Here is a 21,277-nt window from a genome sequence, read left to right as displayed (position 1 = left end):
TCTTGGCTCCATATTCAAGGGGTGCGGCGGACGCCGCGTGGACGTCCCCCAGCCTACCTTTCAACTACCCGCGGAGCCACCGCGGCGCGGATTGTCGCCCGGCTCGTCCCCGGGCCGGTCCGACTCCGGCGCTTCGGCATCTCGATCCTGATCCGGGCGTGAATCGAAGAGCTCTTCCAGCCGCATAGCCCCGGTCGATGCCGGAGAGCCGTCCTGCGGCGCCGATTCACCGGTGCTGACGACGTGGCCCGGTCTCCTGAGCACCGAGATCGGCGCCGTCAGCGTCTCGAGCTGCTCGTCGCGGTCGGCCTCCGGATCCGGGCGGCCCGCGTGGGTCACGACCCACTCGCCATCGAGGCGACGCAGCCGGAGATCCCGCTCGGTGAGCAGCCAGCCGATGCCCACGGCGAACGCCGCGAAACCCGCCGCGGCACTGATGTACAGGGTCGAGTGCGCCCCGAGCGCGTCGGCTGCGGCCCCGACGAGCGGCGCGCCGATCGGGGTGCCTCCCATGAGGATCGCCATGTAGAGCGCGAGCACGCGGCCCCGCACGGCCGGGTCGGTCGTCGTCTGCACGAAACCGTTCGCGGTCGTGAGCATCGTCGAGATCGCGAGACCCAAAAAGATGAGCGTCGCCGCGAACGTCCAGAACGACGGCATCAGGGCGGCGATGAGGCTCACCACGCCGATCCCGCCGACCGCGATGATCACGACGCGCATGCGTGCCGCAGGGCGCCGCGCCGAGAGCAGGGCCCCGGCGAGCGAGCCGATCGCGAGGATGGAGGACAGCAGGCCGTAGTCGCCGGCGCCACGGCCGAACTCGACCGCCATCGTCGAGGACATCACGGGGAAGTTCATCGCGAAGGTGCCCACGAGGAAGACCATGATGAAGATCACGAGCAGATCGTGGCGCCTCCGAACGTATCTGACGCCCGCCGAAAGTTGTTTGAGCTGGGATTCTCGCTGAACCGGACCGCGCGGTCCGCGGTGCAGCGTGTGGATCGCGAGCAGCGCCCCGAGGACCGCGAGGAACGAGACGGCGTTGATGAGGAACACCCACCCCGAGCCGACGATCGCGATGAGCACTCCGGCGACCGCGGGGCCGATCAGCCGCGCCGAGTTGAAGGAGGCCGCGTTGAGGGCCACCGCGTTCGACAGCAGATCCGGTTCGACGAGGTCGGACACGAACGCCTGACGCGACGTCGTGTCGAACGCGTTCACGATGCCCAGGCCGAGCGCGAAGCAGTACAGGTGCCAGAGTTCCGCAGCCCCCGTGACGAGGAGCGTTCCCAGGCCGGCCGCGAGGAGCATCAGGAGGGATTGCGTGATGAGCAGGACCTTGCGCCGATCGAACCGGTCGGCGACGGCGCCGCTGAACGGCACAAGCAGCAGCTGGGGGCCGAATTGCAGCGCCATCGTGGCTCCCACGGCCGAGGCGTTGTGGTTCGTGAGTTCGGTGAGCACGACCCAGTTCTGGGCCGTCGATTGCATCCACGCGCCGATGTTCGAGACGAACGCCCCACCGAACCAGATGCGATAATCGCGCTGGGAAAGGGATCGAAACGTTCCTGCCACCGTGTTTGCCCTCCCTGACCTCCTCTCCACCATACGCTGAACTATCAGCGAAATTTCCGCTGGCTGAGAACGCGCCATTCGCGATGGCGCCCGCACGGCCCCGTCACCGGGGCCCCGGAATGCGGCCACGCCGAACCCGTGCGCTAGCTGACACGATTCACAGTCACCATCCGGAGTGAGCGCTTCCGGGAGCGCGGGCCGCCGTCATACAATCCGACGCAGAAGTGATCCGAATACCCGCCAGTCTCGGCAACGTCGCCGCAGCTCACCCACCGGAAGTGCACATGCCCCGTCAGATTCCGCTCACAGATCGTCTCGCCCGCACCGTCATGCGGCTGCTCTCTTCCCTCCCGGTCGGCGCGCAGCGCCGGATCGGAGGGAAACCAATCCAGATCGATGGCCAGACCCTCGCCCCCGAGATCCAGATGGGGCTCCGATTGCTCGCGCTGGTCCCGGGCTCGGAATTCACCCGCCTCCCGCTCGAAAAGGCCAGGCGGCAGGTCGACTCGGAGGCCGCAGTCTTCGGGGGCGACGTCCCCGTCGCCACCGTCGCGGACTTCGAGCTCCCCACCCGGAGCGGACGCGTCGCGGCCCGCCGCTACGCGAACGTGCCGCAGCAGGAAACCACCGGCACCGTCGTCTACTTTCACGGCGGCGGCTGGGTGGTCGGGGGGCTCGAGTCCACGGACTCGGCGTGCCGATTCCTCGCGAAGCACAGCACGCTCGAGGTCATCTCCGTCGCCTACCGTCTCGCGCCCGAGCACCCGTTTCCCGCGGGTCTCGAGGACGCGATTGACGCTTATCGCTGGGCGCGCAAGGTGCGACCGGGCGTGCCCGTCGCCGTCGCTGGCGACAGCGCGGGAGGCAACCTCAGCGCCGCCGTGTGCCTGGCGACGATCGACGACCCCATCGGCACTCCGGACTTCCAGCTGCTCTACTGCCCCTGCACCGATCTCAGCACGAAAGCACCCTCGTACGAACTCTTCGGCGAGGGCTTCTTCCTGACAGAGGAACAGATGGACTGGTACAAGGCCCACTACCTGCGGACCCCGGAAGCGGCGCTCGACCCGCTCGCCTCTCCCCTGCTCGCCGACGCCGGGACGTTCGCCAAGCTCCCGCCGGCGCACGTCGCGGTGTCCGGCTTCGACGTGCTGCGCGACGAGGGCATCGCCTACGCGGAACGCCTCAGAGAGGCCGGCGTCCCGGTGACCCTGCAGATCGTCGAGAGCGCGATCCACGCCTTCATCAACATCACCGGCGTGAGCCGGATGAGCGCGCGAGCGTTCCAGGACTCCATCGACAGCCTGGAGCGCGGGCTGAGCGGCAGGGACCGGGCGATCTCGGACTAGAACTTCCCGCCGATGTCCAGCAGCCGCCGGATCCGCTCGGGGATCGGCGGGTGCGTCGAGAACAGGCGCTGCAGGGCGCCAGGTTTCAGCGGGTTCGCGATCCACAGGTGCGCCATGCTCGACTGCTGCTTCTGCATCGGCCGACCGTACTCGGATAGCTTGTGGAGCGCGCTCGCGAGCGCCTCGGGGTGGCGGGTTGTCATCGCGCCGGTCGCGTCGGCGAGGTACTCGCGCTGCCGTGAGACGGCGAGCTGCACGAGCGAGGCGACGAGGGGTGCCACGAGCATTGCGACGAGCCCGAACACCAAGACGATCGGGTTGGAGTTGTTGTTGTTCCGCCCGAAGAACGCCATCCGCACGAGCATGTCCGAGATCATGCCGACCGCGACGACGAGCCCGTAGACGATCATCGAGACGCGGATGTCGTAGTTGCGCACGTGGCCGAGCTCGTGCGCCATGACGCCCTCGAGCTCGGCATCGGTCATGATGTCGAGCAGTCCCGTCGTCGCCGCGACCATCGCGTGCTCGGGATCACGCCCGGTCGCGAACGCGTTCGGCGCCGGATCATCGATGATGTAGATCTCGGGCACCGGCGTTCCCGTGGTGATCGACAGGTTCTCGACGATTCGGTAGAGCCGCGGATGATCGGCCTCGGTGATCCGCCGCGCCCCCGACATGCTGATGGCCTGACGGCCCGCCATGAAGTACTGGAACACGGCGAACGCGATCGAGAAGCCGACGACCCCGATCACGATCCACGGCGAACGATAGATGTACGCGGCCAGCCAGCCGAGCCCGCCGATGATGGCGATGAAGAGGAGGATGATGAGGACGCTGTTGATCTTGTTGCGCCGAATCGCGCGATACACGGCCCCTCCTCGCTAGAACTGGATGCGGGGCGGCTCCGAGATCGCTGCGACGTCCTCGACCTCGAAGAACTCCCGCTCAGCGAAGCCGAAACCGCGGACGAAGAGCGTGTTCGGGAACACCTGGATCTTCGTGTTGTACTCGCGCACGCCGCCGTTGTAGAAGCGGCGGGAGGCCTGGATCTTATTCTCCGTGTCGACGAGGTCGCTCTGGAGCTGGAGGAAGTTCTGGCTGGCCTGCAGCTGCGGATAGGCCTCGGAGACCGCGAAGATGCTCTTCAGCGCGCTCTGCATGTGATTCTCGGCGAGCGAGGCCTCGGCCGGCCCCTTCGCGGAGATCGTCTCGGCCCTGGCGCGCGTGACCTCCTCGAACACCGACTTCTCGTGTGCGGCGTACCCCTTGACCGTCTCGATGAGGTTCGGGATGAGATCGGCCCGGCGCTTCAGCTGCACCGTGATGTCGCTCCACGCCTCGTCGACGCGGACACGCAGCGTGACAAGCGAGTTGTAGGTGATCCACACGTAGCCGACGAGCAGCACGAGCACACCTGCGATGATCAGCCCGGCAATCAATCCACCATTCATACCCGCATCCTAGCGAGGGCGGCTCCGAAGGCGCTGGAGGCTGCGCCTGAGAATCGGCGATCCACCAGCGGATTCTGCTACTCCCCGAGCACCCGCTCGAGATAGGCGTTGCGGAACACCCGGTGGGGATCGAGGCGGTCGCGCACCTCGCGGAACTTCTCGAAGCCCGGGTATCTCGCGGCGAGTTGCTCCGCGTCGAGCGTGTGCATCTTGCCCCAGTGCGGGCGGCCGTCGTGGGCGGCGAGGATCGCCTCGGCGTCGCGGAAATAGTCCGTGTCGCGATCCCCGATGAAGCGATGCACGGCGACGTACCCGCTGCGCCTCCCCGACGCCGTGGAGAGCAGCAGTTGATCGGCGGCGGCCGCGCGGACCTCGACCGGGAAGGACACCCGATGATCGCGGCGCTCGATCATGGTGCGCAGCTCGCGCACCACATCGGGGACGGCCTCGAACGGCACCGAGTACTCCATTTCCCGGAACTTCACGCGGCGCCGGGTCACGAACACCCGATACGACTCGTCGGTGAAGCTGCGGCGGCTGGACACGTTCTCGATCAGGCGGTTCATGGCGGGGGTGATGCGCGGCGCGAGGCTCTGCACGCCCACCACGGCGCCGAGCAGCACGTTGTTCACGACCTCCTCGTCGAGGAAGCGCGAAGCCGTCCCGAGTGGACGCCTGCCGGACTCGAGCGGGAGGCGCGTGTTCGTCTTCGTCCGCGTTCCCCGCGTGTGCGGGAACCAGAAGAACTCGAAGTGATCAGCGGCCTCGCTGCGCTCCTGCCACTCGTCGAGCACCTCGTCGAGCGGGGCGGGCGCCTCGACCGCATTGATGAGGAAGCGCGGAACGCACTGGATCGTCACTGTCACGAGCACGCCGAGCGCGCCCAGCCCGAGGGCCACGGCCGGAAGCAGTTCGGGATCGTGGTCCTCGTCGATCGTCCGCAGCGTCCCGGTGCCGTCGACCAGGGTGACCCCGGTGATCCGGGTCGCGAGCCCGCCGAAGGCGAGGCCCGTTCCGTGGGTGCCCGTGCTCGTGGCGCCCGCGATCGTCTGCCGATCGATGTCGCCCATGTTCTCGAGCGCGAGGCCCAGCGGGGTGAGGATTCCGGGGAGCTCGTGGAGATGCGTGCCGGCCCACAGGGTGACCCGGGATCGCGCGAGATCGGCGCTCTGCAGGCCCCGCAGCCCCGCGAGAGAGATCCGGATCCCCTCGGTGGCGCCGATCGCGGTGAAGCTGTGGGAGGCGCCGATCGGCTTGACGACGGTTCCGGTCTCTCGAGCGAGCCGGATCGCGTCGACGATCCCCTCGGCTCGCTCGGGCGCAAGCTCGAGGGACGGGTGCGAACGCTCCGTTCCGGCCCAGTTCTGCCAGGTCGTGGTCACAGGAAGCACTTCCCTTCTCCGCGGTAGGTGGGGAGCGAGGCGAGCGCCTCGCCGTTTGAGACGGGAACGACCGAGAGCGCGTGCTCCATGATCTCCCCGGACTTCGCGTGCCGGAACCACACCCGGTCCCCCGGACCGAGCGGCACCGCCGCAGCGCCCCGCACCGGGGTCTGGACCTCGCCGGCGCCCTCGCGCGGCTCGTAGCTCAGGCCGGCCGGGTGCACGGGCAGCGGCAGCCGATCGGGCGCGGGAGGCCCCGAGGCGATCCAGCCTCCGCCGAGCAGCGTTGCCCGGTCCGCGGTCGGTTTGCGGACCACGTCGAGCGCGAACCCCACTGCAGGGGCGACGTCGAAACTCGTGTAGTGGTCGAAGATGTGCGGGCCGAACAGACCGCTGCCCGCAGCCACCTCCGTGACGGCGGCCTCCTGGACCGTGCGCTCCAGCGACCCCGTTCCCCCGCCGTTCACGAACTCGAGCGGGGCGATCGCGGAGACCGCTGCGATCGCGGCTGCGCGGCGCTCGGCGAGTTCGGCGGCGCTCGCGCGCTGCACGAACCGCAGCATGAGCGCCTCGGCCGGCTTGCCCGCTGGCTGATCGGCGACGCCGGCGATCTGCGCCTCATAGGCCATGACCCCAACGAGTTCGAAGCCCGGGCGCGCGAGCACCTCGGCCGCGATACCCACCAGCTCGTCCGGGGTGCGCAGCGGCGAACGCCGCACGCCGATGTGGCCGAGTGCCGGCGCGCGCCACGAGGCGTCGAGGTCGAGGCACACGCGGATCGGGGCCGCCCGGCTCGCGGGAGGCGCCGCGGCGTCGATGAGGTCGAGCTGCTCGACGGAGTCGATCATGAGCGCGATCCTGCCAGCGGCCTCGGGGTCGCCCGCGAGCGAGCGCAGCGCGGGGACGTTCGCCGTCGGGTATCCGACGACCACGTCGTCGACCCGATCGGCGAGCCACAGCGCCTCCGGCAGCGTGAACGCGAGCACACCGGAGAACCCCGGAAGCGCGAGCACGGCGTCGAGCACTCCGCGCACGCGCAGCGACTTGCTCGCCACGCGGATCGGGAGCCCGCCGGCCCTGCGCAGCAGCTCGGCCGCGTTCCAGGCGAGCGCCTCGACCGAGAGCGCGACGACCGGTGCCGGCAGCTCGCGAGTCGCGGAATCGAGTGCTTTCCAGTAGGCCTCTGGGTCGGTCCACGGCTTCGCCGCCGCTCGCCGGCGCAGCTCATCGGCTGCGAGATCGAGTGTCATAGTCGAAGTGTATTCGGTGCCATCGGGACGTGCAGCCCAGAGTCTGCCCAGTAAATCGTGTGAAACTCAGTCCCGCTCAATGGCCGCGCGGACCTCGTCGTCCCAGGCGCGCTTCGCCTCAGCGCGCCGCAACCGCCACGCCCGCACCCGCAGATAGAGCGCACTCGCTGCCACGACGAGCAGTGCGGAGACGAGGACGAACTTCGCGGTGATCACGGCGACCCGCTACTTCCCGCCCATCGGAACCGGCGGACCGAGCCACAGCAGCACCACGAACGCGATCGTGACGAGCACCGCGAGCACGACCAGGGACAGCCACGGGCGGTGCAGCACGAAGGCCACGGCGTGCTCGAAGAAACCGCGCGGCCGCTGGCCCTCCGCGCCGAGCCGCCACTGCGCGGGCAGCAGGCCCTTCTTGTCGGCCACCAGCTCGAACGGCAGCGTGGCGAACGGCACGATCGCGCTCGCGAGGCCGAGCACGCCGACGCCCGGACGCCAGCGGGCATCGATCCAGATCAGCACCGTGACGACGCAGTAGCTCAGGAACACGAAGCCGTGCACCCCTCCGGCGGGGCCGACGAGCGCGTCCGTGACGCCCGCCCCGCGGAGAATGAGCGCCGTGATCAGGCCCGCCCAGGTGACGAGTTCGGCAAAGGCAAAAATCCGGAACAGCAGGCGGGGCGACATGGCTCTCATCGTATCGATTCCTCCTGGACAGAGGCCACTCGGTCCCCCCACTGGGACTCGAACCCAGACTCTACCGATTTTAAGTCGGCTGCCTCTGCCAATTGGGCTATGGGGGGCGATCCATCGTCCCACACGCGGTGGGGCGCGCTCGACCGCGGAGGCGAACCGCAGACAACGGAAACAGAGTAGACCCCGCCGTTGGGCAGAACGGCGGGGTCTACGGTCGGTGGGACGCGCTGGGCGTCGGAGCGCTAGGCGCTGAGGCGCTCGCGCAGCCCCTGGAGCTGCTCGCGCAGGGCGGCCGGAACGCGGTCGCCGAACTGGGCGAAGAACTCTTCCGTGAGATCGGCCTCTGCGAGCCACGACTCGGGATCGATCGCGAACAGCTGCTCGAGATCGCCAGCGGGCACGTCGATGCCGTCGAGGTTCAGTTCGCCGTCGGCGGGGACGGTGCCGATCGGCGTCGTGCGTCCCTCGACCTCGCCCTCGACCCGGCGGATGACCCAGTCGATGACGCGCGAGTTGTCGCCGAAGCCCGGCCACAGGAACTTGCCGTCGGCGTCCTTGCGGAACCAGTTGACCTGGAAGATCTTCGGAGCCTTGTCGCCGAGCTGCGCGCCCATCTCGAGCCAGTGGCCCCAGTAGTCGGCCATGTTGTAGCCGCAGAAGGGCAGCATCGCGAAGGGATCACGGCGGAGCTCGCCGACGGTGCCCTCCTGGGCCGCGGTCTTCTCCGAGGAGATCGTTGCGCCAACGAACACGCCGTGGTCCCAGGAGCGGGACTGCGCCACGAGCGGGACGTTCGTCGCGCGACGGCCGCCGAACAGGATCGCGTCGAGCGGGACGCCGTCCTGCTCGTACCAGTCCTGCGCGAGCGTCGGGGTCTGCTGGATCGGCACCGTGAAGCGCGAGTTCGGGTGCGCGGCGACGCGGCCGGACTCGGGGGTCCAGTCCTCGCCCTGCCAGTCGATGAGGTGCGCGGGGACCTCGTCGGTCTTGCCCTCCCACCAGACGTCGCCGTCATCGGTCAGCGCGACGTTCGTGTAGATCGTGTTGCCCCATAGGGTCTCGACGGCGACCGGGTTGGTCGACTCGCCGGTGCCGGGCGCGACGCCGAAGAAGCCGGCCTCGGGGTTGATCGCGTAGAGGCGGCCGTCCTTGCCGGGGCGGAGCCAGGCGATGTCGTCGCCGATCGTCTCGACCTTCCAGCCGGGGATCGTGGGCTGCAGCATCGCGAGGTTGGTCTTGCCGCAGGCCGAGGGGAACGCGGCCGACAGGTGGTAGGCCTTGTTGGTCTCGGTGTTGGTCAGCTTGAGGAGGAGCATGTGCTCGGCGAGCCAGCCCTCGTCGCGGCCCATGACGCTCGCGATGCGAAGCGCGAAGCACTTCTTCGAGAGGAGCGCGTTTCCGCCGTAGCCGGAGCCGTACGACCAGACCTCGAGGGTCTCCGGGAAGTGGGTGATGTACTTGAGGTCGTTGCAGGGCCACGCGACGTCCGCTTCGCCCTCGGCGAGGGGCGCACCGACGGAGTGGACCGTGCGGACCCACTCGCCGCCGGGGAGGATCCCGTCGAGCGCGGCCTGGCCCATGCGGGTCATGATGCGCATGTTGAGCACCGCGTAGGGCGAATCGGTGATCTCGATGCCGAGCTGCGTGATGGCGCCGCCGACGGGGCCCATCGAGAACGGCACGACGTAGAGCGTGCGGCCGCGCATGGCGCCGTCGAAGAGGGGAAGCAGCTCGGCGCGCATCGCGTCGGGGGCGACCCAGTTGTTCGTGGGGCCGGCGTCAGCCTCGTTCTCCGAGCAGATGAAGGTGCGGTCCTCGACGCGCGCCACGTCCGCGGGGTTCGATCGGGCGAGGAAGCTGCCGGGGCGGAGATCCTTGTTGAGCGGGATCAGGGTGCCTGCCTCGACCATCTCGGAGGTGATGCGGTTCCACTCGTCCTGCGAGCCGTCGCACCAGACCACCGAATCGGGCTTCGTGAGCTCGGCAACCTCGGTCACCCACTCGAGCACCTCAGGGTTCGTCGTCGTTGCTTCCGCTCGAACGAGATCTGCGATCGTGATCTCGATATCAATGACCTGGCCGTTGCTCACGCTGGTGCCTCCTCGTGGGTGATTACCCGTTGACAAGATGTGAAGTCATAACCATCTTCGCCCGCCGGTTCACGTCACGTTCACCGATCGGACTGTCAATTTTCCCTCTTTTTGACATATAGTCAAGTTCATGGGTACCGAAGCCAAGTCCCCCAGCTCCCAGTCCGCACTCGATCGGCTGATCCTCGGAAAGCGCATCCGGCACTTCCGCGCGAACGCCGGACTCACCCTCGAGCAGCTCGGCGAGCGGGTCGGCGTCGTCGCGAGCCAGCTCTCCCTCGTCGAGAACGGCCGCCGCGAGCCCAAGATCGCCCTTATCCAAGGCATCTCCCGCGAGCTCGGCGTCGATCCGGCAGAACTGCTCAAACCGGAGGCCCCCGATCAGCGCAGCGCACTCGAGATCGAGCTCGAACGGGCCCAGAGCTCCTCGAACTACCTGAAGCTCGGGCTCCCCCGCGTGAAGACCGCAAAGGGGATGACCGACGAGGCGCTCGAATCGCTCGTCGGCATGCACCGCGAGCTCGCCCGCAGATCCCGGGCAGCGGCGACCACCTCGGAGGAGGCGCGGCGCGCGAACACCGAGATCCGCCTCAAGATGCGCGAGCGCGACAACTACATCCAGGACATCGAGCTCATCGCGTCAGACCTCATGCGCCGGATCGGGCACACCACGGGCGCGGTCACCCACCGCGAGGTGGCCATGCTCGCCGAGCTCCTCGGGTTCACGCTCATCTTCGTCGACGAGCTCCCCTCGAACACGCGCAGCGTTACCGACCTCGAAAACGGGCGCATCTACCTCCCCCCTGCCTCGATCCCCGGCGGCCACGGCCTGCGCTCGCTCGCATTGCAGGCAATGGCGCATCGCGTGCTCGGCCACGCCGAGCCGGTCAGCTACGCCGAATTCCTCGAGCAGCGGCTCCAGATCAACTACTTCGCCTCGGCCTGCCTGCTTCCCGAGGCCCGCGCCGTGGAGTTCCTGCAGCAGGCGAAGCGCAACCGGAACCTCGCGATCGAGGACCTGCGCGACGCGTTCGGCGTCACGCACGAGGCCGCGGCGCATCGCTTCTCGAACCTCGCGACGAGGCATCTGGACCTCCGCGTGCACCACTACCGTGCAGACGGTGCCGGCACCCTCGTCCGCGGCTACGAGAACGACGGCCTGCCCTTCCCCATCGACGACACGGGGTCGCTCGAGGGCGAGATCCTGTGCCGCAAGTGGGGCGGACGGACCGCGTTCAACCGGACCAACCGGACGAGCGAGTACTACCAGTACACCGACACCCCGGTCGGGACCTACTGGACGAGCGTGCAAACCGGCGAGGCCGAGCAGGGACCCTTCGCGATCGCCTGTGGCGTCTCCTTCGACGACACGCGCTGGTTCCGCGGCCGCGAGACCACGGTGCGGGTGAACTCGACCTGCCCTGATCCCGCGTGCTGCCGAACCCCGAACCAGGATCTCCTCAGCCGCTGGGAGGGCAAGGCGTGGGCGAGCGCCCGCATGCACGCCCACGTGCTCTCCCCGCTCCCCACGGGCAAGTTCCCCGGCGTGGACGATGCCGAGATGTACCAGTTCCTTTCGGACCACGCCGAGTAGATCCCGCCTGATCAGGTTCTGCGACGGTTGATTCCTTTCTCGTTCCGGGCAAGACTGGGCGCAGACCCGATCGTCTGGGTCGGGTCTCAGACGAAGGAGGCTCAACGATGAGAAATCTGGCAGTCAGTTACGCGGGTCCCGGCAAAGTCGAGGTCGTCGACACGCCCTATCCAGAATTCGTCCTCAAGGACGGCCCGGGAGTCAACCCGGCGAACGTCGGCAGGAAGGTCGATCACGGCGTGATCCTGCGCACGATCGCGACCAACATCTGCGGATCCGATCAGCACATGGTCCGCGGCCGCACGACTGCGCCCGAGGGCCTCGTGCTCGGGCACGAGATCACGGGCGAGGTGATCGAGGTGGGGCGCGACGTCGAGTTCGTGAAGGTCGGCGACGTGGTCTCCGTGCCGTTCAACATCTCTTGCGGTCGCTGCCGCAACTGCAAGGAGCGCAAGACGGGCATCTGCCTCAACGTCAACCCGGATCGGCCAGGATCCGCGTACGGCTACGTCGACATGGGCGGCTGGGTCGGCGGGCAGGCCGAGTACGTGCTCGTGCCCTACGCCGACTGGAACGTACTCAAGTTCCCTGATCGCGAGCAGGCGATGGAGAAGATCCTGGACCTCGCGATGCTCTCCGACATCTTCCCCACCGGGTTCCACGGCGCCGTCGGCGCGGGCGTCGGCGTCGGCTCCACCGTGTACGTCGCGGGCGCCGGCCCCGTCGGACTCGCCGCGGCCACGGCCGCGCAGCTCCTGGGAGCGTCCGCGGTGATCGTCGGCGACCTCAACCCCGACCGTCTCGCCCAGGCGCGCAGCTTCGGGTGCGAGACGATCGACGTGTCGCTCGGCGATCCAGCCGAGCAGATCGAGCAACTGCTCGGCGCCCCGGAGGTCGACTGCGGGATCGACGCCGTCGGCTTCGAGGCGCGCGGCCACGGCGGCGACTCTGCGACGGAGGCCCCCGCAACCGTGCTCAACGGACTGATGGACGTCACCCGAGCGGGCGGCAGCCTCGGCATCCCCGGACTCTACGTCACGGGCGATCCCGGCGCTGTCGACGAGGCCGCGAAGGTCGGCTCGCTGTCGCTCCGCTTCGGCCTCGGCTTCTCCAAGTCGCACGTCTTCGTGACCGGCCAGTGCCCCGTGATGATGTACAACCGGGGCCTGATGGAGGCGATCCTCGCCGACAAGGTCTCGATCGCGAAGAACGTGGGCGCGACGACCATCTCCCTGCAGGACGCGCCGCGCGGCTACGCCGAGTTCGACGAGGGCGCTGCTCAGAAGTTCGTGCTCGACCCGCACGGGCTGATCGGCGGCTGATCCGACCTGCCCGTGAACCGGAGGCCCCGAGCGTGCTCGTCGAACGCTCGGGGCCTCCCCGTTTCCCGCCCGGACCGCGCGATGAACTGTGCTCGAATGGATCCATGACCCTGGACTGGACCTTCCGCCCCGGCACGCGGGAGGACGCCGACTGGATGGCGGAACTGCGCGCCCGCGTGATGCGCCCCGACCTCGAACGCCTCGGGGTGTTCAGCGAGACCCGCGTGCGGGAACGATTCCTCACGGCGTTTGCCCCCGCGCACACTCGCGTGATCGTCGTCGACGGCCGAGACGCCGGGCTCGTGGCGCTGCGCCCCGGCGAGGACGGACTCTGGATCGAGCACTTCTCCCTGCGCCCCGAGGTGCAGGGGCGCGGGATCGGGGCCGCGGTGTTCGCTGCACTCCTCGCCGACCCCGTCGACCAGGGGGCCACGCTCCGGCTCAACGTGCTCCAGGGCAGCCCGGCGCGCAGGCTCTACGAGCGGCACGGCTTCGTGCTCGACAGCGAGGACGCGGTCGACGTGTATTTGCGGCGGGATCTCCGGGATCGTCCTTCCCCAGGCGAAGGAGAGGGTGGGAACCCGGACCTCAGTCCCCCACCCGAAGATATTCCGCCGCGTACCCGGTGATGAGAGGATCGGAGGGCTGGTCACTCTGGAGAACGTGGCGCGCCTCACCGGAATTGATCTCGAAACGATCGAGTCCTTTCTGAGCGACCCGCGATCCGTCTCGGACGACAAGAAGTATGCACTCGGGCTGAGATGCGGCTCGCTCATGTTAGCCGTCGAGAACGCGAGCCCCTACTGGCGCGTAGCCCCTCCGACCTGGCCAGACCCCGGGCCACAACCCGGGGCTCCGCAGATGAGTCCGCGCAACCACAGCTGAGCAGGGAATCGAAAACGCCCCCGGGAGCTCTCGCTCTCGGGGGCGTTTCTCTGCGCCGGGCTCAGCGGCCCGGGTCGGGAATTACTCCGCGGCCGGCTTCGGGCGCGAGGCGAACTCCTCGAAGATCGCGCGGGGCTCCTGCGAGGCCTCGATGTTCACGATGTCGCGGTTCAGGAAGAAGTGACCGACCCATCCGCCGAACACGCGCCACTTGCGCTCCCACGTGGGGATTGCGAGCCCGTGGTAGAAGCGGTGCGCGAGCCAGGCGAAGTAGCCCTTCATCGCGAACTTGCCCGACTGGAACACGCCCGTGTTCAGGCCGAGGCCCGCGACGGCGCCCTGGTTCTTGTGGTTGTACTCGCGCACGCCCTCGCCGCGCAGCGTGGCGACGATGTTCTTCGCGAGCAGGCGACCCTGGCGGACGGCGTGCTGAGCGTTCGGGACGCAGAAGCCGCCGGGGCCGGGGGTCGAGGAGATGTCGGGGGTCTGCGAGGTGTCGCCGGCGGTCCATGCGCCGTCGACGATCTGGCCGTCCTCGGTGGTGACCTGCAGCGTCGGGCTGCCGATCACGTGGCCGCGCGGGCCGATCGGCAGGTCGGTGCCGCGGAGGAACGGGCGGGGCATGACGCCGGCGGTCCAGACGATGAGGTCGGACTCGTAGTTCTCGCCGGTCGAGAGCTCGATCTTGCCGTCGACGGCCGAGGAGAGCTGCGTGTCGAGGTGGATCTCGACGCCGCGACGGGTCTGATCCTTGACGACCCAGTTCGCGGTCTCCTGCGACACCTCGGGCATGATCCGGCCCATGGCCTCGACGAGGTGGAACTTCGTCTCGTCGAAGGTGATCTCCGGGTAGCGGCGCAGCAGCGCGGTCGCGAAGGAGCGGAGCTCGGAGATGGTCTCGATGCCGGCGAAGCCGCCGCCGACCACCGTGACGGTGAGCAGGCGTGCGCGCTCGGGCGAGCCCGCGGGCAGCGACGCCGCGCGCTCGAAGTTGCCGACCATGCGATCGCGGACGGCCATGGCCTCCTCGATCGTCTTCATGCCGATCGCGTTGTCGGCGATGCCGGCGATCGGGAAGGTGCGGGACACCGAACCGGTGGTGATGACGATCTGGTCGTACGCGAACTCGAAGGGCTCGCCCACGTTCGGGGTGATCGTCGCGGTCTTCGTGGCGCTCGAGATGCCCGTGACCTTTCCGGCGATGTTCCTCGTGCTCTTGAGGTGGCGGCGACGGGCAACCACCGCGTGGCGGGGCTCGATCGAACCGGCCGCGACCTCGGGCAGGAACGGGAGGTATGCCATGTACGGGAGCGGATCGACGATCGTCACCTCGGCCTCACCGGCACGGAGAAGCTTCTCCAGCTTCCATGCGGTGTAGAAGCCTGCGTAGCCTCCACCAACGATCAGAATCTTCTTCGCCACGAAGCATTCTCCTTGATGAGTGTGCGGATCTCGGCCCACGGCGCGGGCACGGAAAAATCGGGCGTTTTACGGCCGACACTCAACTCTACCCTGATTCACAGGCTGCTGGCGCGTTATCGTCAGGAATTGCGCTCTGTACAGCAGAAAATTCGGCGCCGGGAGCGGCTGCGCGGGGCAAACGGAACGGGATCAGCCGGTCCAGCCGCTCCGCTCGAGCGCAAGGTCGCCGATCGGGTTGACGCCGGGACCCGCCGCGAGCGCGTGGCCGATGAGGGCGTGGAGGCACTTGACGCGCGTGGGCATGCCGCCGGCACTCACGCCCGCGAGTTCGGGAACCTCGCCCACCGAGTCGCGGTCGGCGATGTACTGCTCGTGGGCGCGGGCGTAGGCCTCGCGCACCGACTCGTCCTCGGCGAGGAGCTCGTTGTACTCGTTCATGACCCCAGCCGCCTCGAGCCGCGACGCCGCCGCGACGGCCTCGGGATGGCACAGGTAGTAGAAGGTGGGGAACGGCGATCCGTCGGGGAGGCGGGGCGAGGTCGAGACCACCGCGGGCGATCCGTCGGCGGCGCGGGCGGAGATGCCGACGACACCGCGCGCCTCGCGTCCGAGCTGCTCGCTCACCGCGGCGATGTCGGCTTCGGTCGGCGGGGTGAAGGGCGGGCGGGGCATGTGCGTGTCTCCTCGTGAGGTGTGGTTCGTGGGTGCGCTGCGGCGTTGCGCCGCGCTCTGTGCGGTCGGCACCGCGGGACGCTAGGGCTGCGCGGCGGGGGCCTGGGGGTTCGCGGCCTGATCCTTCGCCGCCTGGTCCTTCGCCGCCTGGTCCTTCGCGGCCTGATCCTTCGCGGCCTGATCCTTCGCGGGCTCCGCTGTTCCCGCCTTCAGGAACGAGGCCGCGAGGCCGCCGGTCCAGTCCCCCTCGACCTGCGAGAGCTTGGCGCTCGTCTTCTCGTCGGACTCGACCGGCAGCACGACGTCATCGATCACGTTGAGCTGGGTCTCCCCCGGCACGACATAGAACAGCCGGTCACGGGCCTGCGAGCGGATATACGCGGGATCCTTCCACTTCACCCGCTCCGCTTCCATCTCCGTGACCGCCTCGCGGTGCACGCGGACGCTCTCGCGCAGCTCGGCGATCTCCCGCCGCTGCTGCACGAACGTCGACAGGCTCGGGCTGATGATCAGCGCCCCGCCGATCACGAACACGACGACGAGCGCGGTGAAGCCGCTGAACCGGAGGCTCGAGGCCCATGCCCCGAGATCCCCGGCCCAGCGCTTCACCGCGCCGCCATCGCTGTTCGCGTTCAGTGTTCGTCCTAGGCGGAGAAGCGCGGGAAGGCGCCGCGGCCGGCGTAGCGAGCCGCGCCGCCGAGCTCTTCCTCGATGCGGAGCAGCTGGTTGTACTTCGCGACGCGCTCGCTGCGCGCGGGAGCGCCGGTCTTGATCTGGCCGCAATCGGTCGCAACCGCGAGGTCCGCGATCGTGACGTCCTCGGTCTCGCCCGAGCGGTGCGACAGGATCGCGGTGTAGCCGGAGCGCTGCGCGAGCTGCACGGCGTCGAGCGTCTCGGTGAGCGTGCCGATCTGGTTGACCTTCACGAGCAGCGAGTTGCCTGCGCCCTGCGCGATGCCGTCGGCGAGGCGCTCGGGGTTCGTCACGAACAGGTCGTCGCCGACGAGCTGGACGCGATCGCCGAGCTCTGCGGTGAGCTGCTTCCAGCCCTCCCAGTCGTCCTCGGCGAGGGGATCCTCGATCGAGACGAGCGGGTACTTGTCCATGAGGTCCGCGTAGTACGCGATCATGTCGGCCGCCGAGCGCTTCTCGCCCTCGAAGCTGTAAACGCCGTCGGCGAAGAACTCGGTCGACGCGACGTCGAGCGCGAGAGCCACGTCGCGGCCTGGCTCGAGACCGGCGCGCTTGATCGCCTCGACGATCAGGTCGAGGGCAGCGGCGTTGTGGGGCAGATCGGGGGCGAAGCCGCCCTCATCGCCGAGCGCCGTGGCGAGGCCCTGCTCCTTGAGCAGCGCCTTCAGTGCGTGGTAGACCTCGACGCCCCAGCGGAGGCCCTCGGAGAAGGTCTCGGCGCCGAGCGGCACCGCCATGAACTCCTGGATGTCGACCCCGGTGTCGGCGTGCGCGCCGCCGTTGATGATGTTCATGAGCGGCACGGGGAGCGTGCTCGCGTTGGGGCCGCCCAGGTAGCGGTACAGGGGCAGCTCGGCGGCGGCGGCGGCGGCGTGCGCCACCGCGAGGCTGACGCCGAGGATCGCGTTGGCACCGACCCGCTGCTTGTTGGGCGTGCCGTCGACCTCCTTCAGCACCTCGTCGATGATGCGCTGATCATCGGCTGAGAAACCCTCGATCGCGGGGGCGAGATCGTCGAACACGGCGTCGACGGCCTTGAGCGCGCCCTTGCCGAGGTAGCGATCGGCGTCGCCGTCGCGGAGCTCGTAGGCCTCGAAGGCGCCGGTCGATGCGCCGGACGGGACCGCTGCACGCCCCACCGAGTCGTCGGTCAGGCCGACCTCGACCTCAACGGTCGGGTTGCCTCGCGAATCGAGGATCTCGCGTGCGATCACCGCGTCGATAAATGCCACCATGCGCTCCTTCAGAGTGTGGGGTTGTGCGTTGGGCCGTCCGGAGGACGTCTGCGACGGAGAGCACTCCCCGCCGCGCAACATTCTAGCGGCCGCACCGCTCGGAATCCCGTCAGGCCGCTTCGCGGTCGTGCTCGGGAGGGCCGTCGGTGATCGCCTGATCACCCATCCAAAAGAACTCGAGAACGTTGCCGTCCGGATCTTCCAGGTCGCGCGAGTACATGAATCCGAGTTCCTGGGGTTCCCGCGGCTCGGACCCTCCAGCGGCAAGACCCTTCGCCAGTGTGTCGTCGACCGCCTCGCGGGAGTCGCGGGAGAAGGCGAGCAGCACCTGGGCGCTCGTTCTCGGGTCGATGACCTGCTTGTCGGTGAACGTCGTGAAGAACTCGCGTTTCAGCACCATGAAGTAGACGTCGTCGCTCCACACGACGGCGGCCGCGTTGTCATCGGTGAACTGCGGGTTAATCTCGGCGCCGAGGGCCAGGTAGAACGCCTTGGAGCGCTCCAGGTCGTCCGTGACGAGGTTGACGAAGATCTGCGTTGACATGTGCGCCCCCGTGAGGTGATCGGGCTCCTCCGCGGTCGGGTCGCCGCGGTGGTTCCAGCGTCCCAGCGAAGCCGCCTGCGGTCAACGTGGAACGGGCTGGGAATTCCCGATCGGGAGCACCGTCTCGGTGATGGGCCCGCGGTTCAGGAGCCGAGTACGCGGAACTCGAGCTCGTCCGCCGAGGTCGCGCCGGATCGCACGTTGGCAAAGCGGGAGAATCCCTGCTCCTCGATCCGCGCGAGCAGGGTCTTCATGTTCTTCTGCCGGCGCTCGAGGCGGACGCGGTGCCCCCGATCGACGAGCTCCCGCTTGAGCGCGAGGAGCTCACCGAAGGGCACGTCGGCGTCGTGGACGAGCGCGACAGCGTCGGGGCCCTCGGTCTCGGGCAGTTCGATGAGGTCGACGACCCGCTCGAAGCCGATCGAGAAGCCAACGGCAGGAACGTCCTGGCCGAGAAAGCGGCCGACCATGCCGTCGTAGCGTCCGCCGCCGCCGACCGAGCTGCCGGATCCCGGGTGGGCAACCTCGAAGATCGTGCCCGTGTAGTAGCCCATGCCGCGCACGAGGGTGGGGTCGAAGCGCACCTCGACGCCAGCGGGCAGCGCGCCCGCGAGCGCCTCACCGAGCGCGGACAGGTTCTCGACGCCCTGCTCGGCGGCACCGTCAGGAAGTACCGCGGCGATCGCCTCGCGGGTGAGCGGGATCCCGTCGCCGGCGAGCGCGGGAGCGGCGCCCTCGAGGACGGCTCCCATCCGCTCGGCGGCCTCGGCATCGAGCTCGCGCAGCTCCTCCACGACCCCTGGCACGCCGATCTTGTCGAGCTTGTCGACGATGATGAGCGCGCGATCGTGCGTCTCGGGGGCGAAGCCGCAGTGCGCGAGCAGGCCGAACAGGATCCGACGGTCGTTCACGCGGATCACGCAGCCCTGCAGGCCGAGCTCAGCGAGCGCCTGCGAGGTGGCGGTCACGAGCTCGATCTCCGCGAGCAGCCCCGGCTCGCCGATGATGTCGATATCGGCCTGCACGAACTGGCGGTAGCGGCCCTTCTGCGGGCGCTCCGCACGCCACACCGGGGCGATCTGGATCGCGCGGAACACCGGAGGAAGCTCGGCGCGGTGGGTCGCGTAGTAGCGGGTGAGCGGCACCGTGAGGTCGAAGCGCAGGCCCAGGTCAGCGAGCTGTTCCACGTCGCCAGCCTCGGCGGCTGCTGCGAGCGCCTCGGACGTGATCCCGCGCTTCAGGATCGAGAACGAGAGTTTCTCGTTGTCGCCGCCGAGTCCGGCGTGCAGCCGCGACCAGTCCTCAACGACCGGCGTCTCGATCTCGTCGAAGCCGTGGGCGCGGTAGACGCCGCGAATGATCCCAAGGGCGTGCTCGCGGCGGGCTTTGTCGGCGGGAAGGAAGTCGCGCATGCCGCGCGGCGGGTTCACGGGGTTGGCCATGGTCATCCATTGTTCCACTTCTCGCGGGGCGCGGTGAACGGGGGCGGCGCTCGTTTCGATCCCGGGCAGCCCTCCCCCGCGGCGTACGGCGGCGGGACGATCGCCCCGAATCCTCAGTTGTGCTCCCGCGGCAGCACAAGTTGTGCTAACTTCACAACACAATCACTCGAAGGAGGCTGCATGGACCCCATCACTCTGCTCATCGTCGTTTTGCGGACGCTGAAGGAGATCTTCCCGATCGAATCCGCGCTCACGCTCGGAGTCATCTTCTTCGCCCTCTCCTGGATCGTGCGCAGGCCGGTCGTCACGCTCCCCCAGAGCGGCCAGCACCCCTCGCACCGTCGATCCACGCTCGCGCTGTACGGCATCTGGGCGCCGCTCGGCATCCTCGCGGTGACGGCCATCGCCAACTGGATCACGCTCCACATCCAGGTCACCGCCGTGCACTGGTCGACGGGAGCGCTCACGAGATCCCTTCCCCTGTTCGCTGCGGCGGCGTCCATCGCCATCCTCGGGGTGCTGCTCGCCAGGGAACCGAGGCCCGAGCTCGCGGCGCGCACAATCGGCCCGCATCGCCGGTGGTGGACGAATCTCCCGATCGCACCAGGGATCGCGGCCGGGATCACCGCGGCGATCCTGGGTTGCGTTGCACTCTGGCAGTCGGCCATCGGCGTCGTCCCGCCCGCGGGGGCCAATCGATACGGTATCGGCACGCTCACGGAGGACACCCCCACCTATCAGCAGATGCAGGGCGGGCTCGGCTACTTCGACGGTGCCGGCTGGCTCAACCACGGCACGACGCTCCTCGCCCTCGCGGCCGCGTTCCTCGCCGTCGCAATCGTGCTCGGTCGCGACGCGAGGCGAGCCGTGTCACGCACTGCTTCGCCCTCCCAGACACTCGCCGAGCGCCGCAGCACGGCCCGGCTCGTCGGGCTCGTCGCCCTCGGCGGGCTCCTGCTTACCACGGGCGTCGTCCTGGCTCACGTCGGCTTCACCGGCTCGATCATCGTCTCGGCCACCGGCATGTCCGCTCCCGGCGAGGCCGGAGACACGTTCTACGCGGGATCCGACTACCGGGCGGTCGCCGAGCTGATGCATCGCGGCGGCTACCTCGTCCAGGGTGCTGGCGCGGCGCTCCTGCTGCGCATCGTCGCCGACACGATCCGCGTCCGCCGCGCGGCCGGTGCCCGGTTCAGGCGCGACGCCGACGACTCCGAGACGACGCTCGCGGCCCCCGAGACGACCGAGGTGACGGCGTGACCGCGACGAACGCTCCGGCGGCGCACGACGGCGACGTCGCTCGGACGGGCGGTCAGGAGCCGGAGCGTTCGGCGCCACGCTCCGCCGACGGGATCGCGGAGCTCTTCCGCGGCGCGATCAGGACCGGCCAACTGGGCGATGGCGAACGACTCCCCACGGTGCGGCAGACGGCACGCGATTTCGACGTCGCGCAGGCCACCGCGGCGAAGGCGTATCGCACGCTGGAACAGGAGGGACTCGTGGTCACCCGCACCGCGGCTGGCACGCGCGTCGCTCCGGGAGCCTCCCGCGCGCCCGGAACCGTCGTGGCGCACGCCAGAGCCCTGGTCGAGTCCGCTCAGGGGAACGGCGTCGACCTCGACGAGACCGTGGGCGTGCTCCGCGCCCTGTGGGCGGAGTCGACCGGCTGAGCCGC

Annotated in this window: 21 protein-coding genes and 1 tRNA gene; 7 read left to right on the top strand and 15 right to left on the bottom strand. The window is 68.9% G+C overall.

The genetic code is table 11. The features are described 5' to 3' along the window. Positions 1-60: 60 nt before the first annotated feature. Entirely contained in the window at positions 61-1,575 is a 1,515-nt protein-coding gene (locus tag JD292_RS01760) for an MFS transporter (protein WP_369411105.1), read from the bottom strand. Positions 1,576-1,859: 284 nt separating this feature from the next. On the opposite strand from JD292_RS01760, the gene JD292_RS01755 reads away from it, so the two are divergent. After that, positions 1,860-2,924 carry an alpha/beta hydrolase gene (locus JD292_RS01755; protein WP_200131023.1) on the top strand — a complete coding sequence of 355 codons (1,065 nt, stop codon included), beginning with the start codon at positions 1,860-1,862 and terminating at the stop codon, positions 2,922-2,924. Here JD292_RS01755 and JD292_RS01750 read toward each other — a convergent pair. From JD292_RS01750 to JD292_RS01715, 8 genes are all read right to left on the bottom strand, one after another. After that, positions 2,921-3,793, bottom strand: a complete 873-nt coding sequence (locus JD292_RS01750; protein ID WP_200131022.1) for a M48 family metallopeptidase — start codon at positions 3,791-3,793, stop codon at positions 2,921-2,923. The two genes, JD292_RS01755 and JD292_RS01750, sit on opposite strands and share 4 nt — an antisense overlap. Before the next feature lie 12 nt (positions 3,794-3,805). Next, positions 3,806-4,375, bottom strand: a complete 570-nt coding sequence (locus JD292_RS01745) for a LemA family protein (RefSeq protein ID WP_200131021.1) — start codon at positions 4,373-4,375, stop codon at positions 3,806-3,808. A 77-nt stretch (positions 4,376-4,452) separates the two neighbouring features. Then, on the bottom strand, positions 4,453-5,766 hold the full coding sequence (locus JD292_RS01740; protein WP_200131020.1) for a D-arabinono-1,4-lactone oxidase: 1,314 nt from the start codon (positions 5,764-5,766) through the stop codon (positions 4,453-4,455). After that, positions 5,754-7,007: an alanine racemase gene (locus JD292_RS01735; RefSeq protein ID WP_200131019.1), complete on the bottom strand. Its 1,254-nt coding sequence runs from the start codon at positions 7,005-7,007 to the stop codon at positions 5,754-5,756. Before JD292_RS01735 ends, JD292_RS01740 begins: the two co-directional genes overlap by 13 nt. 66 nt (positions 7,008-7,073) lie before the next feature. Beyond that, entirely contained in the window at positions 7,074-7,223 is a 150-nt protein-coding gene (locus tag JD292_RS01730; RefSeq protein ID WP_200131018.1) for a hypothetical protein, read from the bottom strand. 9 nt (positions 7,224-7,232) lie between these two features. Beyond that, complete coding sequence (locus JD292_RS01725) at positions 7,233-7,694, bottom strand: DUF3817 domain-containing protein (protein WP_200131017.1); 462 nt, start codon at positions 7,692-7,694, stop codon at positions 7,233-7,235. Between the two features lie 42 nt (positions 7,695-7,736). Then, positions 7,737-7,810, bottom strand: a tRNA-Leu gene (locus JD292_RS01720). A 135-nt stretch (positions 7,811-7,945) separates the two neighbouring features. After that, positions 7,946-9,763 carry a phosphoenolpyruvate carboxykinase (GTP) gene (locus JD292_RS01715; protein WP_369411147.1) on the bottom strand — a complete coding sequence of 606 codons (1,818 nt, stop codon included), beginning with the start codon at positions 9,761-9,763 and terminating at the stop codon, positions 7,946-7,948. Between the two features lie 160 nt (positions 9,764-9,923). Here JD292_RS01715 and JD292_RS01710 point away from each other — a divergent pair, with 160 nt between their 5' ends. The 4 genes from JD292_RS01710 to JD292_RS12410 all read left to right on the top strand — a co-directional run bounded on the left by JD292_RS01710 (position 9,924) and on the right by JD292_RS12410 (position 13,594). Beyond that, a complete protein-coding gene (locus JD292_RS01710; protein WP_200131015.1) occupies positions 9,924-11,387 on the top strand; it encodes a helix-turn-helix domain-containing protein in 1,464 nt (487 codons plus the stop codon). A gap of 107 nt (positions 11,388-11,494) precedes the next feature. Continuing rightward, positions 11,495-12,709, top strand: coding sequence for a formaldehyde dehydrogenase, glutathione-independent (gene fdhA, locus JD292_RS01705; RefSeq protein ID WP_200131014.1), 1,215 nt, complete (start codon positions 11,495-11,497; stop codon positions 12,707-12,709). A 104-nt stretch (positions 12,710-12,813) separates the two neighbouring features. After that, entirely contained in the window at positions 12,814-13,338 is a 525-nt protein-coding gene (locus JD292_RS01700) for a GNAT family N-acetyltransferase (RefSeq protein ID WP_200131013.1), read from the top strand. After that, entirely contained in the window at positions 13,283-13,594 is a 312-nt protein-coding gene (locus JD292_RS12410) for an HTH domain-containing protein (protein WP_369411103.1), read from the top strand. The genes JD292_RS01700 and JD292_RS12410 overlap by 56 nt, the downstream gene beginning before the upstream one ends. An 81-nt stretch (positions 13,595-13,675) precedes the next feature. Here the strand turns inward: JD292_RS12410 and JD292_RS01695 are convergent, their stop codons facing one another. The 6 genes from JD292_RS01695 to hisS all read right to left on the bottom strand — a co-directional run bounded on the left by JD292_RS01695 (position 13,676) and on the right by hisS (position 19,602). Next, positions 13,676-15,016: an NAD(P)/FAD-dependent oxidoreductase gene (locus JD292_RS01695; RefSeq protein ID WP_200131012.1), complete on the bottom strand. Its 1,341-nt coding sequence runs from the start codon at positions 15,014-15,016 to the stop codon at positions 13,676-13,678. A 189-nt stretch (positions 15,017-15,205) separates the two neighbouring features. Continuing rightward, positions 15,206-15,688, bottom strand: a complete 483-nt coding sequence (locus JD292_RS01690) for a DUF501 domain-containing protein (RefSeq protein WP_200131011.1) — start codon at positions 15,686-15,688, stop codon at positions 15,206-15,208. Positions 15,689-15,769: 81 nt separating this feature from the next. Then, positions 15,770-16,297, bottom strand: coding sequence for an FtsB family cell division protein (locus tag JD292_RS01685; protein ID WP_200131010.1), 528 nt, complete (start codon positions 16,295-16,297; stop codon positions 15,770-15,772). A gap of 35 nt (positions 16,298-16,332) precedes the next feature. Continuing rightward, entirely contained in the window at positions 16,333-17,613 is a 1,281-nt protein-coding gene (gene eno / locus JD292_RS01680) for a phosphopyruvate hydratase (protein ID WP_200131009.1), read from the bottom strand. Positions 17,614-17,725: 112 nt separating this feature from the next. Beyond that, positions 17,726-18,160: a VOC family protein gene (locus JD292_RS01675; protein ID WP_200131008.1), complete on the bottom strand. Its 435-nt coding sequence runs from the start codon at positions 18,158-18,160 to the stop codon at positions 17,726-17,728. A 143-nt stretch (positions 18,161-18,303) separates the two neighbouring features. Next, entirely contained in the window at positions 18,304-19,602 is a 1,299-nt protein-coding gene (hisS, locus tag JD292_RS01670) for a histidine--tRNA ligase (RefSeq protein WP_200131526.1), read from the bottom strand. A 180-nt stretch (positions 19,603-19,782) separates the two neighbouring features. Here hisS and JD292_RS01665 point away from each other — a divergent pair, with 180 nt between their 5' ends. Both JD292_RS01665 and JD292_RS01660 read left to right on the top strand, forming a co-directional pair. Then, positions 19,783-20,862 carry a hypothetical protein gene (locus JD292_RS01665; RefSeq protein WP_200131007.1) on the top strand — a complete coding sequence of 360 codons (1,080 nt, stop codon included), beginning with the start codon at positions 19,783-19,785 and terminating at the stop codon, positions 20,860-20,862. Further along, a complete protein-coding gene (locus JD292_RS01660) occupies positions 20,859-21,272 on the top strand; it encodes a GntR family transcriptional regulator (protein ID WP_200131006.1) in 414 nt (137 codons plus the stop codon). The genes JD292_RS01665 and JD292_RS01660 overlap by 4 nt, the downstream gene beginning before the upstream one ends. Positions 21,273-21,277: the final 5 nt, after the last annotated feature.

Source organism: Leucobacter edaphi (genome assembly GCF_016522535.1).
Taxonomy (GTDB): domain Bacteria; phylum Actinomycetota; class Actinomycetes; order Actinomycetales; family Microbacteriaceae; genus Leucobacter; species Leucobacter edaphi.
Note: the sequence above shows the minus strand (reverse complement) of the source record. Positions and strands in the feature narration are given on the sequence as shown.

What these genes read in the sequence shown, in the direction of transcription:
- JD292_RS01665 (WP_200131007.1), top strand. Translation starts at nt 19,783, where the DNA reads ATGGACCCCATCACTCTGCTCATCGTCGTTTTGCGGACGCTGAAGGAG.
- JD292_RS01745 (WP_200131021.1), bottom strand. Translation starts at nt 4,375, where the DNA reads ATGAATGGTGGATTGATTGCCGGGCTGATCATCGCAGGTGTGCTCGTG.
- JD292_RS01755 (WP_200131023.1), top strand. Translation starts at nt 1,860, where the DNA reads ATGCCCCGTCAGATTCCGCTCACAGATCGTCTCGCCCGCACCGTCATG.
- JD292_RS01710 (WP_200131015.1), top strand. Translation starts at nt 9,924, where the DNA reads ATGGGTACCGAAGCCAAGTCCCCCAGCTCCCAGTCCGCACTCGATCGG.
- JD292_RS01690 (WP_200131011.1), bottom strand. Translation starts at nt 15,688, where the DNA reads ATGCCCCGCCCGCCCTTCACCCCGCCGACCGAAGCCGACATCGCCGCG.
- JD292_RS01700 (WP_200131013.1), top strand. Translation starts at nt 12,814, where the DNA reads ATGACCCTGGACTGGACCTTCCGCCCCGGCACGCGGGAGGACGCCGAC.
- JD292_RS01735 (WP_200131019.1), bottom strand. Translation starts at nt 7,007, where the DNA reads ATGACACTCGATCTCGCAGCCGATGAGCTGCGCCGGCGAGCGGCGGCG.
- hisS (WP_200131526.1), bottom strand. Translation starts at nt 19,602, where the DNA reads ATGGCCAACCCCGTGAACCCGCCGCGCGGCATGCGCGACTTCCTTCCC.
- JD292_RS01725 (WP_200131017.1), bottom strand. Translation starts at nt 7,694, where the DNA reads ATGTCGCCCCGCCTGCTGTTCCGGATTTTTGCCTTTGCCGAACTCGTC.
- JD292_RS01675 (WP_200131008.1), bottom strand. Translation starts at nt 18,160, where the DNA reads ATGTCAACGCAGATCTTCGTCAACCTCGTCACGGACGACCTGGAGCGC.
- fdhA (WP_200131014.1), top strand. Translation starts at nt 11,495, where the DNA reads ATGAGAAATCTGGCAGTCAGTTACGCGGGTCCCGGCAAAGTCGAGGTC.